The 13,364-nt window shown below is 75.9% G+C and carries 12 protein-coding genes and 3 pseudogenes; 5 read left to right on the top strand and 10 right to left on the bottom strand.

Annotation, left to right across the window (positions count from 1 at the left end):
* Positions 1 to 66: 66 nt before the first annotated feature.
* Positions 67 to 438, top strand: coding sequence for a hypothetical protein (locus ACIQUR_RS28490; RefSeq protein WP_403670065.1), 372 nt, complete (start codon positions 67 to 69; stop codon positions 436 to 438).
* A gap of 88 nt (positions 439 to 526) precedes the next feature.
* Here the strand turns inward: ACIQUR_RS28490 and ACIQUR_RS28485 are convergent, their stop codons facing one another.
* From ACIQUR_RS28485 to ACIQUR_RS28455, 7 genes and pseudogenes are all read right to left on the bottom strand, one after another.
* Positions 527 to 1,087: an endonuclease/exonuclease/phosphatase family protein gene (locus ACIQUR_RS28485; RefSeq protein WP_403670193.1), complete on the bottom strand. Its 561-nt coding sequence runs from the start codon at positions 1,085 to 1,087 to the stop codon at positions 527 to 529.
* Between the two features lie 406 nt (positions 1,088 to 1,493).
* Positions 1,494 to 1,619, bottom strand: a pseudogene (locus tag ACIQUR_RS28480) (hypothetical protein); the annotation flags it as partial.
* Positions 1,620 to 1,706: 87 nt separating this feature from the next.
* Positions 1,707 to 2,330: pseudogene (locus tag ACIQUR_RS28475) on the bottom strand (HAD family hydrolase); the annotation flags it as partial.
* 108 nt (positions 2,331 to 2,438) lie between these two features.
* Positions 2,439 to 3,534 (bottom strand): annotated as a pseudogene (locus ACIQUR_RS28470) (ABC transporter ATP-binding protein).
* An 8-nt stretch (positions 3,535 to 3,542) separates the two neighbouring features.
* Positions 3,543 to 4,373, bottom strand: a complete 831-nt coding sequence (locus ACIQUR_RS28465; RefSeq protein WP_403670062.1) for an ABC transporter permease — start codon at positions 4,371 to 4,373, stop codon at positions 3,543 to 3,545.
* Complete coding sequence (locus ACIQUR_RS28460) at positions 4,370 to 5,290, bottom strand: ABC transporter permease (protein WP_403670059.1); 921 nt, start codon at positions 5,288 to 5,290, stop codon at positions 4,370 to 4,372. Before ACIQUR_RS28460 ends, ACIQUR_RS28465 begins: the two co-directional genes overlap by 4 nt.
* A gap of 65 nt (positions 5,291 to 5,355) precedes the next feature.
* Positions 5,356 to 6,501, bottom strand: a complete 1,146-nt coding sequence (locus tag ACIQUR_RS28455) for an ABC transporter substrate-binding protein (protein ID WP_403670181.1) — start codon at positions 6,499 to 6,501, stop codon at positions 5,356 to 5,358.
* A 320-nt stretch (positions 6,502 to 6,821) separates the two neighbouring features.
* Here ACIQUR_RS28455 and ACIQUR_RS28450 point away from each other — a divergent pair, with 320 nt between their 5' ends.
* Both ACIQUR_RS28450 and ACIQUR_RS28445 read left to right on the top strand, forming a co-directional pair.
* Positions 6,822 to 7,577: a GntR family transcriptional regulator gene (locus ACIQUR_RS28450; RefSeq protein ID WP_403670055.1), complete on the top strand. Its 756-nt coding sequence runs from the start codon at positions 6,822 to 6,824 to the stop codon at positions 7,575 to 7,577.
* Positions 7,578 to 7,727: 150 nt separating this feature from the next.
* Complete coding sequence (locus ACIQUR_RS28445) at positions 7,728 to 8,555, top strand: VOC family protein (protein WP_403670052.1); 828 nt, start codon at positions 7,728 to 7,730, stop codon at positions 8,553 to 8,555.
* Positions 8,556 to 8,705: 150 nt separating this feature from the next.
* Here the strand turns inward: ACIQUR_RS28445 and ACIQUR_RS28440 are convergent, their stop codons facing one another.
* Positions 8,706 to 9,425: a lipoprotein gene (locus ACIQUR_RS28440; RefSeq protein ID WP_403670049.1), complete on the bottom strand. Its 720-nt coding sequence runs from the start codon at positions 9,423 to 9,425 to the stop codon at positions 8,706 to 8,708.
* Positions 9,426 to 9,521: 96 nt separating this feature from the next.
* Positions 9,522 to 9,743 (bottom strand): hypothetical protein, encoded by a 222-nt coding sequence (locus tag ACIQUR_RS28435; protein WP_403670046.1) that lies wholly within the window; start codon positions 9,741 to 9,743, stop codon positions 9,522 to 9,524.
* Positions 9,744 to 9,960: 217 nt separating this feature from the next.
* On the opposite strand from ACIQUR_RS28435, the gene ACIQUR_RS28430 reads away from it, so the two are divergent.
* Together ACIQUR_RS28430 and ACIQUR_RS28425 are read left to right on the top strand one after the other, a co-directional pair.
* A complete protein-coding gene (locus tag ACIQUR_RS28430) occupies positions 9,961 to 10,917 on the top strand; it encodes a helix-turn-helix domain-containing protein (protein ID WP_403670043.1) in 957 nt (318 codons plus the stop codon).
* 424 nt (positions 10,918 to 11,341) lie between these two features.
* Positions 11,342 to 11,746, top strand: a complete 405-nt coding sequence (locus tag ACIQUR_RS28425) for a hypothetical protein (RefSeq protein WP_403670040.1) — start codon at positions 11,342 to 11,344, stop codon at positions 11,744 to 11,746.
* A gap of 62 nt (positions 11,747 to 11,808) precedes the next feature.
* On the opposite strand, the gene ACIQUR_RS28420 is transcribed toward ACIQUR_RS28425, so the two are convergent.
* On the bottom strand, positions 11,809 to 13,248 hold the full coding sequence (locus ACIQUR_RS28420; RefSeq protein ID WP_403670037.1) for an MFS transporter: 1,440 nt from the start codon (positions 13,246 to 13,248) through the stop codon (positions 11,809 to 11,811).
* Positions 13,249 to 13,364 lie beyond the last annotated feature (116 nt).

The raw sequence follows: 13,364 nt of genomic DNA, 5'->3' as shown, positions 1-13,364 counted from the left end.
GGCCGCCGCACCCGCTGGTCAGTGACGGGGACGGGCCGGGGCCGCGATCGGGGGCAGGGGCCCGGCATGGTTCTTCAGCATCCTGCCGAGCAGTCCGGCGACGGGGTCGGCGGGCGTTTCGCGCGCCTCGCCGAGCACGCCTCGAACTTCACCAGCTCGGCGCTGTTCTCCGGGCTGTGCCTGGTCCTCGTGGCGTCGTTCGTGGTCGTGCACCTGCTGGGGCTGGCCGTCGGGTGGCAGCACCTGGTCGGGGACGCGATCGGCGCGGTGTCGCTGTTGCTGCCGGCACTGCTCAAGAACAGCGAACGCCGCGCCGAACGCGCCATCCAGCGCAAGCTCGACGCCATCGCGGCCGCCCTGCTGGAGCAGCAGGAGGGCCGCCCAGGCCAAGCTCATGGGGATCTGGACGACGCGATCCGGATGGAGGAGCGCCTGTAGCGCCTCTCCCGTCCCCGGGGGGCGAGTTTCCCGAGGGCCGGGGCCGGCGCCCCCGGGGCCCTGGGGCGGTGGGCCCGGAGCGGCGCGGTCAGGCGAGGCGGTAGGTCGTGACGACCGCCGCGTGGTCCGAGGGCCAGTCGTTGGCCGCCACGTCCGGCCAGGGCGTGTTGCGGCCGGTGACCAGGGTGGCCGAGTCCAGGACGGTCAGGCGGGCGCCCGCGTGCAGCACGTAGTCGATGCGGTCCTGCGGTTCGGGGCGGCCGCTGCCGTCCTCGTGCTGCGGGTGGACGGGCGACCAGGTGGTGCCGGGGGCCGTCACCGGGTCGGGGTGCGCCTCCCGGTAGGAATCGCGGAGGCCGGCGCGCTCGACGGCGCGGGAGACGGGCCAGTCCACCGGCCCCCGGCCCTCGTGCGGCGCGGCCGTCCCCGCGGTCCAGTCCAGGTGCGAGGGGGCGTTGAAGTCGCCGGTGAGGAGCACCGGGGTGTGGTCGGCCGCGGCCAGGTCGGGGGCCATGGCGGCGAGGACCTCCTCGATCTGCCCGACCCGGCCCGACTCCTCCTCGCGCCGGACCAGTGCCGCCTCGGGGAGGCCGTCGAAGCAGGCGTCGTAGGGGCCGTAGGGCGCGTGGTTGAGGTGGGCCGTCCACAACACCAGCTCGTGGGGGGGTGCCGTCGGGGTGCTCGTCGAGCCGGATGCGGGCGCCGGCCGCTCCGTAGAAGCCGACGCCGGGGTCGCCGAGGGCGGCGGTGACCGGGTGGCGGCTGAGGACCGCGAGGTTCTCGCCGGCCGCGTGGTGGAACCAGCCGAGCGCCTCGGCGAGTTCGGGCGCGGCGTGCACGGCGGTCTCCTGGAGGCCCACGGCGTCGACGTCGGCCTCCAGGAGTACGGTCAGCTGCTTGTCGCGGTGGCCGTCGACGGGGGCGCCGCCGAGCCACAGGTTCCAGCTCATGACCCGGACCCGGTCGAGCGGCGGTGCGTCCGCCGGCACGACGGGGATCCGGACGGTGAGGTCGGCGGTGGCGCCGTCGGCGTCGACGGCCGTGACGGTGGCGACGGCCGTCTCCGGGCCCGCCGTTCCGGGAGCGGGCGTGCCGGTGAGGGTGCCGTCGGCGTGCACCGTGAGCCACTCGGGGCGCGCGGCGGCGGCGAAGGTCACGGGGCGGGCGGCGGCCCGGACCAGACCCGTGACCGTGGCCCGGAACGCCCGGCCGGCCCGGGCCCGGCGCGTGGTCAGGGCCGGTACGAGGAACCGCGGGCCGGGGGCGTCGGCGACCAGGGCGCGCAGCCGTGCGGGGGTGGCCTCTTCCAGGGAGGCCAGCACGGTGCGCCCGGGGGCCGGGGCGATCGGCGCCACGGAGGGCACGGCGAGCACCTGGCAGCCGGCCGCCTCCGCGGAGGCGACTCCGGTGGGGGTGTCCTCGACGGCCACGCAGGCGGCGGGCGCCACGCGCAGGGCGCGGCAGGCCGCGAGGTAGGGGTCGGGGTTCGGCTTGGTGAGGGCGGTGTCGTCGGCGGTGACGGTGACCGTGAACCCGCCGTGACCGGCCTGCTCGAGGGCGGCCACGACGGTCTCCGCGACCTCGCGCGGCGAGGCTGTGACGAGGGCGGTGGGGACGCCCTCGTCCCGCAGCGCGCCGAGCAGGGCCAGCGCGCCGGGCCGGGGGACGACCCGGGTGCGGACGCGTTCGGCGAACGCCCGGTGCAGCTCGGCGGCGATCGGGGCGGCCGGGACGTCGCCGCAGCGCCGGGCGAGGAAGCGGGCCGTGTGCTCGACCGGGCGACCGAGGACGTCCGGCTGGTCGGCGGCGGCCAGGGTGTGGCCGAGCGCCGCTGCCGCGTCCGCCACGGTGTCCCACCAGAGCTGCTCGGTGTCGACGAGCGTGCCGTCCATGTCGAAGAGGACGGCTTGCAGGCGGGTCGGTGCGGGGGCCTGGGGCGGCGGCGTCACGGGGTTCTCTTTCGGCGGGTGCGGGCGGGCCGGGCGGACGGTTCGGTCCGGTCAGGACGCGCGGGGCGCGACGAGGACCGGGCGGTCGGGCAGGGAGAGGCGGACGGGGGCGCCGTCCGGGAGGGCGGCCGCCTCGTGGGGGGGGCAGGTCGGCCTTGACCAGGGTGCCGTCGGCGAGGGCGACCGTGACCCGCACCGTGGCGCCGAGGAACGAGGTGCCCACGACCCGGGCGTCGCCCGCCGTGCCGGGGGCCACCCGGACGGCCTCGGGCCGGACGAGTACGTCGACCTCGGCTCCGTCCGCTCCGCCGACCGCGGGCGGCGTGCCGTCGACCGGCAGGCGGCCGCCGAGCACCTCGACGGTGCCTTCGGCGGCGCGCAGCCGGCCCGGGAGCCGGCTCATGGTGCCGACGAACTCGGCGACGAAGGCGGTGGCGGGGCGGGCGTACAGCTCGGCCGGGGTGGCGATCTGCTCCAGCCGGCCGGCGCGCATGACAGCCACCCGGTCGGCCATGGACAGCGCTTCCTCCTGGTCGTGGGTGATGAACAGGGTGGTGATGCCCAGCTCCTGCTGGAGGCGGCGGATCTCCTCGCGGAGCGTCAGGCGCACCTTGGCGTCGAGCGCGGAGAGCGGCTCGTCGAGGAGGAGCACGCGGGGGCGCAGGGCGAGGGCGCGGGCCAGGGCGACGCGCTGCTGCTGGCCGCCGGAGAGCTGGTGGGGGTAGCGGTCCCCCTGGTCGGCGAGGCCGACCAGGTCGAGGAGTTCGGCGGCCCGGGCGCGCCGCTCGGCGGTGCGGACCTTGCGCATCCGGAGTCCGAAGGCCACGTTGTCGAGGGCGTTCAGGTGGGGGAAGAGGCTGTACGACTGGAAGACCATGCCGGCGTCGCGGCGGTGGGCCGGTACGGCGGTGACGTCCCGGCCGTCCACGAGGATCTCGCCGGAGTCGGGGTGCTCGAAGCCGGCCAGCATGCGCAGGGCGGTGGTCTTGCCGCAGCCGGAGGGGCCGAGCAGGGCGAGGAGCTCGCCGGGGCGGACGGTCAGGTCGAGCCCGTCGAGGGCGGTGGTGGTGCCGAAGGTGCGGCGCAGGGCGCGCAGTTCGACCGTGGCGGCGGTGGCCTTGGTCGTCTCGGGTGCGGTGAGGGTCATGGCGGGTGTCATTTCCGGTCGGTGGTCGAGGAGGGGGTGCGGCCGCCGAGGCCGGCCAGGCCCAGCAGCAGGAGCCAGGTGACCAGCAGGCTCATGACGGAGACGGCCACCGACATCTGGGCGTCCGAGCCGCTGGTGTTGACGATCCAGACGGCGAACGGCCGGAATCCGAGGAGCTGGGCGGTGGTGAACTCGCCGAGGACCAGGGCCAGGGTGAGGAATGCGGCGTTGAGCAGGGCGCCGCGCAGGTTCGGCAGGACGGCGCGGAGCAGGGCGTGCGGCAGGCTCGCGCCGCAGCTGCGGGCCGCTTCCACCAGGGTGCGCACGTCGACGGCGCGCAGGCCCGCGTCCAGGGCCCGGTACACGAAGGGCAGGGCCATCACGGCGTAGGCGAGGACCAGGACGAGGGGGAAGTCCGGGTTCTGGACGGCGACGAAGGTCTGGAACAGGGGCGTGCGGGAGAGGTGCTCGGGGCCCCACTTGAGCACCGTGCCGATGCCGGCCACGAAGGCGATGGGCGGTACGACGAGCGGCAGTGAGCAGATCACCTCGACGACGGGCCGCAGCCTCGACCCGGTCAGCCGGAGGGCCACCGTGGCCGGGACCATCAGCAGCAGGACCACCGCGATGGTGGCCGCGGCCAGTCCGAGGGAGAGCAGCAGGCTGGGCAGGAAGCCCTCGGTGCCGAGGATCCGGGCGTAGGCGTCGAGGTCGAGCCCCCGGCCCGGGACGTCGACGGTGAAGACCACCGAGGCGGCGAGCGGGATCAGGAAGTACAGGGCGGCGGCGGTCAGGACGAGGGCCCGCCAGGGCGTGGGGCGGGGGGTCAGGCGAGTCATCGGGCGCTCCGTCGTTGCAGGGGGAGGTGGACCGCCATGACCAGGCCGGCGACGAGGACCATGTCGAGGCTGAGGGCCAGGGCGACGTTCTCCTGGCCGATGAGCACGTTGCCGGAGATCGCGTCGGCGATCTGGAGCGTGACGAGGGGGACGGAGCTGCCGACCATCGCGGCGGCCGTGGCGTACGCGGCGAAGGCGCTGCCGAAGAGCAGGACGAGGCCGCCGAGGAGCGAGGGGGCGAGGACGGGCAGGGCGACGTGCTGCCAGTACTGGCGCCGGGTGGCGCCGTTGTTCTGGGCCGCCTCCCGCCACTGGGTGCGCAGGCCGTCCAGTGCGGGGGTGATGGTCAGCACCATCAGGGGGACCAGGAAGTACAGGTAGACGAGGACGAGGCCCCAGAAGCTGTACAGGCTCCAGCCGGTGTCGGCCAGGCCCAGTTGCCTGGTCAGGACGCCGGAGTTGCCGAGGGTGGCGACGAAGGCGAAGGCCAGGGGTACGCCGCCGAAGTTGGCGAGGACGCCGGAGGCGGTCAGGACCGCCTCGCGCAGGGCCCGTATCCGGGAGGTGACGACCGCCTGGGCGAGCAGGAGGCCGAGCACCGCGGCGAGGACGGCGGAGGTGGCGGAGAGCTTCACGCTGCCGAGGAGGGCGGTGAGGTAGGCGCCCTGCCAGGAGGCGGTGAGGTTGCCGAGGCCGTACGCGGCGGTGCCGGTGGCCGGGTCGTTCACGGTGAAGGCGCCGTCGAGCATCGCGAGGGCCGGCAGGCCGAAGGCGACGGCGGTGAAGAGGAGCAGGGGGACGACGGCGAGGGCGCCGCCGCGGCGGGCCCGCCGCCCGGTCCGGGCGGCGGGGGCGGCCGCGGCCGCGTCCACGGGGGACCCGGCGGCGGTGCGCGCGGTGGTGGTGTCGGTGGTCATGTCCGTGGCCATGGGGCGTGGTCGGGGATCGTCCGGTTCCGTTGCGGTGGGGTCGGCGGGCCGGGTCAGCCGGCGACGGCCTTGCCCCAGTTCTGGGCGAGGGTGCCCTTGGCCTTGGTCTGCTGGGCCTCGGTGGGGAAGGTCGGGGTGCCGGTGACCTTCGGGAGCTTGGCGGCGGCGGCCTGGTCGAGGGTGCCGGCCTGCTCCATGAGGGGCATCAGGACGGGGCGGGCGTAGCCCTTGAGCCACAGGTTCTGGCCCTCGGCGCTGTAGAGGTACTCCTGCCACAGGCGGGCGGCCGCCGGGTGGGGGGCGTCCTTGTTGATGGCCTGGGCGTAGTACTGCGCGTACTTGCCGTCCTCGGGGACGGCGACCTGCCAGTCGACGCCCTTGCCCTTGAACTGCTCGGCGTAGCCGGCGTTGAGGTAGTCCCAGTCGATGCTGATGGGCGTCTCGCCCTTCTCGACGGTGGCGGGGGTGGACTCGACGGGCGTGTAGTTGCCGTTCTGCTTCAGCTTCCCGAAGAAGTCGATGCCGGGCTGGATGTCGTCCAGGGAGCCGCCGTTGGCGAGGGCGGCCGCGTAGACGCCTCCGAAGGCGGAGCCGGACTTGGTCGGGTTGCCGTTCAGGGCCACCTGGCCCTTGTACTCGGGCTTGAGCAGGTCCTTGAAGGTGGTGGGGCAGTTCTTGACGCGCTTGGCGTCGCAGCCGATGGAGACGTAGCCGCCGTAGTCGTTGACCCAGCCGGCGTTGTCGTCCTTCTGGCCCGACGGGATGTCGTGGTACGCGGCGACCTCGTAGCGGGCGAACAGGCCCTGCCGGGCGCCGCTGACCGCGAAGGAGGTGCCGAGGTCGAGGACGTCGGGGGCGCGGTCCTGGCCCTTGCGGCTGGTCACGGCGTTGATCTCGTCCTGGCTGCTGCCGTCGGGGTTCTCGACCTCGACCTTGATGCCGTACTTCTGCGTGAAGCCGTCGATGAGGGCGCCGTAGTTGGCCCAGTCGCGGGGCAGGGCCATCGCGTGCAGCACGCCCTCCTTCTTCGCGGCCTTGACGAGGGCGTCCATCCCGCCGAAGTCGGCGGCGGAGGTCGCGGTGGCCGCGTCCTTGCCGTTCGAGGTGGCGGCGGCCTTCTCGGGGGCGGCACCGCAGGCGGTGAGGGTGAGGGCGGCGACGGCGGCGAGGCAACCGGCGAGGGCGGCACTTCTCGGCAGGGACACGGTCTCTCCTGGGAGGCGGCGCGAGGGGGCGCACGAGGGTGAGGGGTGGCACGGCGAACCCGGGATGCCGGGCCCGTCGAGGCCAACTTGTCTGAACAAGTTGGCCTCAGTAGGCCCGGCAGTCATGACGTTCCGGTGAACGCGAGGCGTCGAGATCAGGCCAATGTGCTGGACACTCGTCCTTCGTTCCGGTTCCGATGGCGCAGCGCATAGGCTGTAGGTGACACGCACTTGGCGCACAGTCAGCGTTCACTCTCGAACCTCGTTCGCGAGTCCGCCGACGAGATTCACTCACGAGGACGGGGGCACAGCCGATGACGGCCCGGCACGAGGAGATCGCCGAGGAACTGCGCCGGGCGATCGACCGCGAGGAGTACGCGGTGGGGGCGCTGCTGCCCGCCGAGACGGACCTCGCGGCGCGCTTCGGCGTCTCCCGGGGCACGGTCCGCCAGGCCGTCCTCGCCCTGACCGCGGAGGGCCTGATCGGCTCCCGGCAGGGCGCCCGCCGCGTGGTGCTGGCCAGCCGCCGCAGCCAGAGCTTCGCCGAGCTGCGCAGCTTCGCCGAGTGGGCCGCCGCCATGGGCCGTACGGCGACCGGACTGGTGGTGGAGTCGGCGTACCGGCCGGCCACCGAGCGGGACGCCATGCGGCTGCAGGTGCCGGCCGGGGAGCCCGTGCTGCACGTGCTGCGCGTGCGCGGGCTGGACGGCGAACCGGTGCTGCTGGAGCGCACCGTGTACGCCGGCTGGATCGCCCCCGCCGTGGAGCGCATCGAGCCGGACTGCCCGTCGGTGACGCGGCGTCTGCTGGACGACACCGGCCTGGTGTTCGCGTACGGGGAGCACCTCATCGACGCGGTGGCGGCCGGCGCCCGGGACGCCGAACTCCTGGACGTACGGCGCACCGGCCCGCTGCTGCGGGTGCGCCGGATGACCACGACGCGGGACGGGCGTCCGGTCGAGTGGTCCGACGACCGGTACCGCTCGGACGCGGTGAGCTTCAGCGTGCGCAACTCCGTCGGCAGCAACGCCCTGGCCCGGCGCACCGGACCGGCGCTGACCGCGGGGTGAGCCCGCGGCCCCGCGCGGGGCGGGCGGGGCAGGGCGGGGCGGGTGGCGGTCGTACCGGGCGTCGGCGGCGGTGCGGGCGCGCCCGGGGGGCGGCTGTCAGCGGCCGGTGTCACGCTGGGGCGGTACCGGACACGTGGAAGGGAAGACCCCGTGATCACTACCGATTTCGTCCCCGGTTCCCCCTGCTGGATCGACCTCGGCGCGCCCGACGTGCCCGCCGCGGCCGCGTTCTACGGCGCCGTGCTGGGCTGGGACTACGAGCCCATGGAGACCGGCGGGGAGGGCGCCGGGGACGAGGACATGGAGGGCGGGATGTTCCGGAAGGACGGGAAGATCGTCGCCGGCCTCGGAAAGCTCACCGAGGAGGGTGCGCGCTCAGCCTGGATGATCTACTACTCGGTCGCCGACGCGGACGCCACGACCCGCGCGGTCGAGCAGGGCGGCGGCACCGTGCGGGTGGCGCCGCGCGACCTCGGCGAGTGGGGCCGGATGGCCCAGTACAGCGACCCGCTGGGCGGCCAGTTCGCCGCCTGGCAGCCGGGGTCGGACACCGGCATCGAGCTGGTCGACGAGCCGGGCTCGCTCTCCTGGACCGAGCTGTACACCACCGACGCCGCGGGTGCCAAGGAGTTCTACGGCAGCGTCTTCGGCTGGACGTACAGCGACATGGCCCTGCCGGGCGGCGGGGGTGCGTACTCCCTGATCACCCCGGCCGGGCTGCCCGAGGAGCGGATGCAGGGCGGCCTGATGGAGATGCCCGGGGAGCACCTGACGCTGGCGGACGGGAAGCCGTACTGGCACCCGGTCTTCGCGGTCGAGGACTGCGACGCCGCGGTCGCCGTCGTCAAGGAGCGGGGCGGCACCCTCCAGATGGGCCCGGAGGACGCGGAGGGAGTGGGCCGGCTGGCCGTCTGCGTCGACCCGGCGGGCGCGGACTTCGTGCTGCTGACGCCGACGGAGCCGCCGACCCAGGGCTGAACCACGAGCGCCCCGCGCCGAGCGCGGGGGCTGCGGGTCGCGTGCCGGGTGCCCCAGGGGCCGCGGGGCGGGCGGCTCGGGGCCCCGCGGCTCTGTCCGGGTGCCCGGTGGCTCAGGGCTGCGGGCCGGGCGGTGGGCGGTGTCCGTGTCTCAGGGGGTGCCGGCGGTCGGTCGGATGCTGCGTCTGGCGAGTTCGTACGCCGGGAGCATCCGCCGGTGGTCGGCGGTGTCCAGTCCGCCGACGTGCAGGACCACCGCGCCGCGCGGGGTGATCAGGGCGAGCGCGCTCTCCCGCTTGGACCCGCCCAGGAATTCGCTCGTGACGGTGTACGTCACCTCGGCGACGGGTCGGCCACCCGCGGTGCTCTCGGTGTACGCGGCCCCGTGGGCGTTCCGGTCCCCCGCCACGAACGCCTCCAGCGCCCGGCGAGGGGACGCCGCGCCGGCGTCCCCCGTGTAGACGCGCAGGAACCCGACGGCTCCGGCGGGCTTGGCGTCGATTTCGCAGACGGCGGTGTACGGGCCCTGGGTCAGGTCCCCGAGCAGCGAGTCGGCAGGGGCCGGGGCGATGGCCTCGGGCTCCCAGGAGGCCGCGAAGTCGAAGGTCACCGGCAGCACGCACGCCGAGCCGGCGCCACCGACGGTGCCGCCCCTCGCGGCCACGTCGCCGGCGGCCCCACCCGCGGCGCCGCCGGTGGCCTTCCGGCCGGGCGTGGCGCCCGGCTGCCCGCCCGCGGAGGGTGCGGAGGCCGCCGGAGACGCGGCCCCGGTCCTTCCGGCGGCGCCCCCGCCGCCGTCCGGCGCACAGCCCGCCAGCGCCACGCACGCCACCAGCGCCGGCACCACGCCCGGCATCGCCCTGCCTGCCATCAGACCCCCCTGATTCCGCACAACCGTGCGAGCCTACCCGGCGGTCGCCGTCTTCCGGCGCGGGGACATCGGGCGGGGGGGGGTGGGGGGCGGGGATCAGGCTCCGATGCCCAGCAGGGCGATCCTCAGCATCCGGGCCTGCTCGACGTCGGGCAGCGGGGCGGGCTCTTCCCCGCGGCCCTCGTGCGTCGCGGGCACGGGGCGCAGCCCGCCGACCCCCTCCGCGGCCCACCCGGCGTCCGTCGCGGGCAAGGACAGGACCAGCCGCCGCCCGTCCGGCAGCGCGGTCTCCAGCGTCGAAACGTCCCTCGGTTCCACGGCTCCCTCTCCCCGGTCGTGCCAAGGCAACGGCAGCGCTGCTCACCCAAGAGGACGGATACGCGGCCCTGAACGTTCCCGCCGCCGGCGGCCGGCCCGGAGCCGCGCCTTCCGCACGTTGACCGGATTTCGCGCTGACCCCGGCGGCGGGGCCGCCCACCATGGCCGACACCGCAGCGGGGCGATCTTCGGCCCCTCCCCCCACGGTTGGAGAGCCATGTCCGGATCCGTCCTCCAGTACGCCGCCTGCCCCGAGGGCACCTGGGACGTCGCCGCCGCCCTGCCGCACCCCGCGCTCCGGCCCGGAGTACGGCTCTACCGCGGGGTGCGGTTCGGGACCGGGCAGCCGCGCCGCCGGCTGGAGATACCCGTCCCGTGGGTCAGTCTGGTCCTCGGCTTCGGCTCGCCGCTGCGGCTCGTCGGGGACGCGCGGCGGCCCGGGGCGGACCCGTCCGGCGTGCGGCTCGTCTCTGCGGTCGCCGGGCTCCAGACCGGTCCCGTCGTCGGGGAGCACGACGGCCGGGTCGCCGCGGTGGAGGTGCTGCTCGCGCCCTGGACGGCGTACCGGCTGTTCGGCGTACCCCTGCACGCCCTCGCCGACCGGCACCTGCCCGCCGCGGAGTTGCTCGGGGCGCGCGCCGACCGGCTGGCCGAGGCCCTGGCCGAACAGTACGACTGGACCAGCCGGTTCATGCTGGTGGACCGCGCGCTGACGCGGTGGCTGACGACGGGCCCGGTCCCCGAGCCCCGGGTGGCCTGGGCGTGGCGGCAGCTGGCCCGCAGCGGGGGGCGGCTCCCGGTGGCCGAGCTCGCGGCCCGCACGGGGTGGAGCGTGCGGCAGTTGGAGAACCGGCTCAAGGAACAGGCGGGCCTGACGCCGAAGTCGATCGGCCGGATGTTCCGGCTGGGGCGTGCCCTCCGGCTGCTCGCGGACGGTTCGTCCACGGCCGTCGCCGCCGCGGAGAGCGGCTACTGCGACCAGTCCCACCTCCACCTGGACTTCCGGCGGATGACGGGAGCCACGCCCCGGGAGTTCTTCGCGGCCCGGGCGGCCGGCGGCTCCCTGCCGCCCGCCGGTCCCCCGGTGTCCGACCGCGGCACCGGCACGGTCACGAGCGCGCCGGCACCGGACCTCGCGGCGGGCCGGCCACGGGGCCGGCGGCGGCCGGCGTGAGCGGGGGTTCCGCCGGCGTGAGCGGGGGCGGGCCCGCGTGAGCGGGGGCGGCCGGCGTAAGCGGGGGCGGCCCGCGTGAGCGGCAGCGGCCCGCGGGGTGGGCGCTCGGCCGGCGGGCGGTCCGCGTGGGCCGTCGGCCACCGGGCGGTGCCGGGTTGGCGCTCGGCCGCCGGGCGGTCCTTGGGGTGGCTAGGCCACCCGCCCGACCTCGGGGGCGCGCTCGGCCACCCGCCCGACCTCGGGGTGGCTCGGCCGCCGGGCGGGCCGTGGGCCGCCGGGCCGCCGGCGGGTCCGCGGACTCCCGTCCGGCCGTCGTCGCCGCCGGGCTGCGCATTCTTCCAATACCGCGGCCGGGGCGCCCCGGAATGATCGCGTCACACGAGGCGCCACCAGGGCGCCGGGTCCGCGAAGGAGTCACAGGCACATGTTCCGTACTTCCCGCAGCGCCGGTACGTCGTCCACCGCCCGCCGGCTGCGCAACGCCCTGGCCGTGACCGGCACGGCCGCCGCCGCCGTGGTGCTGATGGCCCCCTCGGCCGGGGCCGCCGGGAGCGTGGGCGGCGCCGGCAGCGCCACCTGGTACGCCAACGGCGACAAGCTCGTGGTCTGCGACCACGCCTCGGACGGCAAGTCGGTCGTCGCCGAGGCCTACGTGAACGGCCGCTGGCAGTACAAGTGGCACACGGCCGGGGCGGGCAAGTGCACCGACCGCTCCTACGGCGACCTGCCCGAGGGCTACGGCTTCGACTTCCGGGTCTGCCTCGGCGACGGCAGCTCCAACGCCATCTACTGGGAGACCTGCGGCGGCTGGGCGCACGCCGTCGCATGACGGTCGTGCGGCCGGTGCCCCGCGGGGAAGGGCACCGGCCGCACGGCACCCCCGGACACGCCTCAGGGGCGGGAGCGCAGCGCGAGGGCGAGGGCCAGCACGGCCGCCCCGCAGGCGGCCGCGGCGGCGAAGCCGGCGGACATCGCCTCGGGCAGGCTCCCGTACCCGGAGGAGGCACTGACCAGCAGCGCCACGCACAGCGAACCGCCCAGCACCTGGCAGGCGTTGAGCACGCTGCCGGTGGACCCGGTCTCCTCCGCCTTCAGCCCCGAGGTGGCCAGGACCGTGGCGGGCACGGCGCAGAAGGCCAGGCCGGCACCCAGCAGGACGAGGGCGGGCAGCACGGTGGTCGCGTACGGGTCTTCGGGGCCCAACCGGGTCAGCCAGAGGTTCTCCAGGAGCAGGGCCGCGGCACCGATGGCCATCACCCGCTTGGCACCCAGGGCCCGCTCCTCCCGCACCGCGAAGCCGACCAGCGCGACCGTGGTCAGCGGCACCGGGAGCAGCGCGAACGCGGCGGCCAGCGGCGACCAGCCGCGGTCCTGCTGGAAGAACTGGCTCAGGAAGAAGTAGGCGCCGACGACCGCGCCGGGCACGGCCAGCATGCTCGCGTACGCCAGCGCCCGGTTCCGGTCGCGGAACAGGCCCAGCCGTACGATCGGCTGCGCCGTGTGCCGCTGCACCCCCACGAACACCGCCAGCAGCGCGACGCCGGAGGCCAGCGGGCCGGCCACCTGCAGGCTGGTCCAGGGGCGTACGACGGCCTGCGACAGCCCGTACACCAGCGAGGCGGCGCCCAGCGCGGACAGCACGGCGCCGCCGGCGTCGAAGCGGCCCGGGATCCGGACCGACTCGGCCAGCACCCGGGGGGCGAGCAGCGCCAGGGCCAGCCCGAGCGGCACGTTCAGCAGCACGACCCAGCGCCAGGAGCCGACCGAGGTGAGGGCACCGGCCAGCAGCAGGCCGCCGGCGGTCGAGGCCGCGCCCGCGGCGGTGCAGACGGCGATCGCGTTCGTGCGGGCCCGGCCCAGGGCGAAGGTGTCGAGCATCAGTACGAAGCCGTTCGCCGCGACCAGCGCGGCGCCGGCCCCCTCGGCGGCCCGGGCGGCGATCAGCAGCTCGCCGGTGGGCGCGAGCGCCCGCAGCGCGCCGGCGACGGTGAAGACGGCCAGGCCGCAGACGAAGACGCGGCGCCGGCCGAGGACCTCGCCGGCCCGGCCGCCGAGCAGCAGCAGCCCGCCGAAGGCCAGCAGGTAGGCGCCGACGACCCAGGAGGCCGAGAGGGCGGTCAGGTGGAGTTCGGCCCGGATGCCCGGCAGGGCCGCGTTCACCAGCGGGTCGTCGAGGTGGATCGTGGCGTTGGCGCCGGCGATGACCGCGAGCGCGGGGCCGGGACGCGACCGGCGGGGGCGGGGCGCCGTCCCGGGGCGCCGGACGAGGGCCCCGTGCCGGGCCGGTGCGGTGGCCGCGGGCGGCGCGGCTTCGGATAACGGCGCGGACATGTGCTGCTTTCCGGGAGACACGGCAGGACGTACTGCGTGCCAGCCTGCCGGAACGCGCTTGAGGGCCGCTCGACCCCGGCGGTCGGCGGCGGCGGCCGGCGGTCGGCGGCGGCGGC

It is taken from the genome of Streptomyces sp. NPDC101132, assembly GCF_044759225.1.
Lineage (GTDB): Bacteria > Actinomycetota > Actinomycetes > Streptomycetales > Streptomycetaceae > Streptomyces.
The sequence above is the reverse complement of the archived record's forward strand: the minus strand, read 5'-3'. Positions and strand labels throughout refer to the sequence as shown.

Coding starts and splice junctions, on each gene's coding strand:
- ACIQUR_RS28490 (WP_403670065.1), top strand. CDS start 67: ATGGTTCTTCAGCATCCTGCCGAGCAGTCCGGCGACGGGGTCGGCGGG.
- ACIQUR_RS28465 (WP_403670062.1), bottom strand. CDS start 4,373: ATGACTCGCCTGACCCCCCGCCCCACGCCCTGGCGGGCCCTCGTCCTG.
- ACIQUR_RS28460 (WP_403670059.1), bottom strand. CDS start 5,290: ATGACCACCGACACCACCACCGCGCGCACCGCCGCCGGGTCCCCCGTG.
- ACIQUR_RS28450 (WP_403670055.1), top strand. CDS start 6,822: ATGACGGCCCGGCACGAGGAGATCGCCGAGGAACTGCGCCGGGCGATC.
- ACIQUR_RS28440 (WP_403670049.1), bottom strand. CDS start 9,425: ATGGCAGGCAGGGCGATGCCGGGCGTGGTGCCGGCGCTGGTGGCGTGC.
- ACIQUR_RS28430 (WP_403670043.1), top strand. CDS start 9,961: ATGTCCGGATCCGTCCTCCAGTACGCCGCCTGCCCCGAGGGCACCTGG.
- ACIQUR_RS28425 (WP_403670040.1), top strand. CDS start 11,342: ATGTTCCGTACTTCCCGCAGCGCCGGTACGTCGTCCACCGCCCGCCGG.
- ACIQUR_RS28420 (WP_403670037.1), bottom strand. CDS start 13,248: ATGTCCGCGCCGTTATCCGAAGCCGCGCCGCCCGCGGCCACCGCACCG.